This is a genomic window from Dyella sp. (assembly GCF_035685885.1).
Taxonomy (GTDB): domain Bacteria; phylum Pseudomonadota; class Gammaproteobacteria; order Xanthomonadales; family Rhodanobacteraceae; genus Dyella.
Map to the genome: position 1 here is coordinate 1 of NZ_DASRZX010000032.1, position 2,043 is coordinate 2,043.

At 61.9% G+C, this 2,043-nt stretch carries 3 protein-coding genes; all 3 read right to left on the minus strand.

Going from position 1 to position 2,043, the window contains the following annotated elements; all coding sequences use genetic code 11:
- Positions 1-192: 192 nt before the first annotated feature.
- Complete coding sequence (locus VFG49_RS03945) at positions 193-423, minus strand: hypothetical protein (RefSeq protein ID WP_324858208.1); 231 nt, start codon at positions 421-423, stop codon at positions 193-195.
- Between the two features lie 133 nt (positions 424-556).
- The gene (locus tag VFG49_RS03950; RefSeq protein WP_324858209.1) at positions 557-1,159 is read right to left on the minus strand and encodes a class I SAM-dependent methyltransferase; all 603 of its coding nucleotides are present in this window, start codon (positions 1,157-1,159) and stop codon (positions 557-559) included.
- A 283-nt stretch (positions 1,160-1,442) separates the two neighbouring features.
- On the minus strand, positions 1,443-2,043 hold a 601-nt coding region (locus tag VFG49_RS03955), incomplete at its 5' end, for an amidohydrolase family protein (RefSeq protein WP_324858210.1).

Sequence of the window (2,043 nt, forward strand, 5' to 3'; positions counted from 1 at the left end):
CGCGAGTGGGAGAAGCGGAATCGCGAGGCCATGAAAATTCTGGAGAAGACCACGCCGGAGTTGGAAAAAGCGCCAACGCGTTGAGCGCCAGGCATCAGCGGCCACGGCGCCAGGTGCACTTCCGCAGGCACTCAAGGGCGAACCTGCGACCCTTCACGTTGGTTCCGTGCGTGAAGAAAATTGCTGTTGATCCTAATCTTCATGCGACGAAGCGCGACGCGTGGGGTCCTGCTGGTTCTCGCTGTCACCGTCGTCATCGCAGGTGCCACCCGGAGCGCCCTGGTTGGCGACCGGATGGTGGGATGAGCCGGCTTCTTTCTCGTGTTGTTGCCCAAGGCGGCTCTTGGCTTCGTCGTTTTGGCTCGCTGCCTCGCGACCTTTTCCTTTCGCGCCCGAAGCACCGATGGTTTCTTTGCTGGTCATGACTGATCTCCGGAACCCGTAGGCTGGCGACTTGCCGAGCGCCTGCATTGTTCGACGATGACGCTGAGCGAATCGATACGGTCATGTGAAGGCGCAGCAACATACAACCGTCACGGTGCAACGCTTGGCCACGCTACGCGCCCAGACCCTTGTAGACGACCATTCGCTGCACCGGCTTGCCCGATGACGCGCTGATCTCGAAACGATCGAACACCACCTCATCGCCTGCCGCCAACTGATCCAGCACTACCTGCTTGTCGATGGCGGCATAGAGCCGCCCTGCCTTGTCGCGCTCGGTGACGGCAGCCACGCGCCAGCTCAGGTAAAGCGTGCCGCCGGGACGCAGGATCGCCAACAGGCGCTTCACCGCGGGAATCAGCTGCTCCTGCGACAGATGCATCACCACCGTCTCGCAAAGCACGTTCTGAAAGCTGGCATCGGCCATGCCTTCCAGCGCGGGCAATGCCGCTACTGCAAACGACAAGTCCGGGTGATGTTGTCTCGCGTGCGCCAGCAGTTCAGGCGAAGCATCAAAGCCGTACACCTGGAAGCCATGCGCCGCGAGCCATGCCATATCGCGCCCTGACCCGCATCCGATATCCGCGGTGGGTCCCGGCTTGAAATGCGTCGTGAGCAACGCGTACATATCCAGCGGCGCCGGCTGCTCGTCCCAGTCGCGTGCATAGTCAGCTGCGGCGTCTGCGTAGGCCGCCAGGGTTCGCGAATCGGTGGTCATGGGCACTCACTCCATGGACGAGAGGCTTATTGTCACTTGCAGGCCGCAGGAAGATCGTGAGTGGGAAAGATCGTCGATCACAGGGCCATCGAGCAGATGGCATCCGCGTTCCTGGGTGTCCATTGGCATTTCACTGCGCCAGGACAGACGAGTTCTCGGGAACGCCGCGAAATCTCCAACACGAGGCGAGGATGGCCAAGGCCATGAGTTGAAAATGTCAGCGCCCGCCTGGCTCCAGCCAATGGCATGTCAGCGCCGGCAGAAACTCATGGGTGGGCGTGCACTACCTGGTCCACGTCCAAGTCCATTGGCTCGCTGATTCCTTGCAGCTGCCGCCGAGTGACTTGGCGGCGCGACCTCGGACAAAGCGGCCGGTAGGCGCTCCCGTCGCCTTGCCATCGCGGATGGCGAATTGGCCGTTCACCAGCACCTGCTGTACGCCCGTGGTCAGCTGGTGCGGCTTGGCGTAGGTGGCGTGGTCCTGGATCGTCGTGGGATCGAACACCACCACATCGGCATAAGCACCCACCTTCAAGCGGCCTCGATCCGGCAGTGACAGGACGTCAGCCGGCAGCGTGCTCAGTTTGCGCACTGCCTGCTCCACGGTCAGCACATGATCCTTGCGCACGTATTGCGCGAAGACGCGGGAAAAGCTGCCATAGGCGCGCGGGTGAGGAGACGATGTCAGGAACACGCCTTCCGGCGCCGCGCCCGTCTCGTCAGAATCAAAACTTACCCACGGAAGCGCGACTTCGCGACGAACATTTTCTTCGCTCATCAGCGTGTAGGCGATGCCGACGCGAGAGCCGTCTTCAATCACCAGATCGATCGCTGCATCTTCCGGACTCACGCCACGCTCGCGCGCGACTTCCGCCAGGCTTTTT

Coding starts and splice junctions, on each gene's coding strand:
- VFG49_RS03945 (WP_324858208.1), bottom strand. CDS start 423: ATGACCAGCAAAGAAACCATCGGTGCTTCGGGCGCGAAAGGAAAAGGT.
- VFG49_RS03950 (WP_324858209.1), bottom strand. CDS start 1,159: ATGACCACCGATTCGCGAACCCTGGCGGCCTACGCAGACGCCGCAGCT.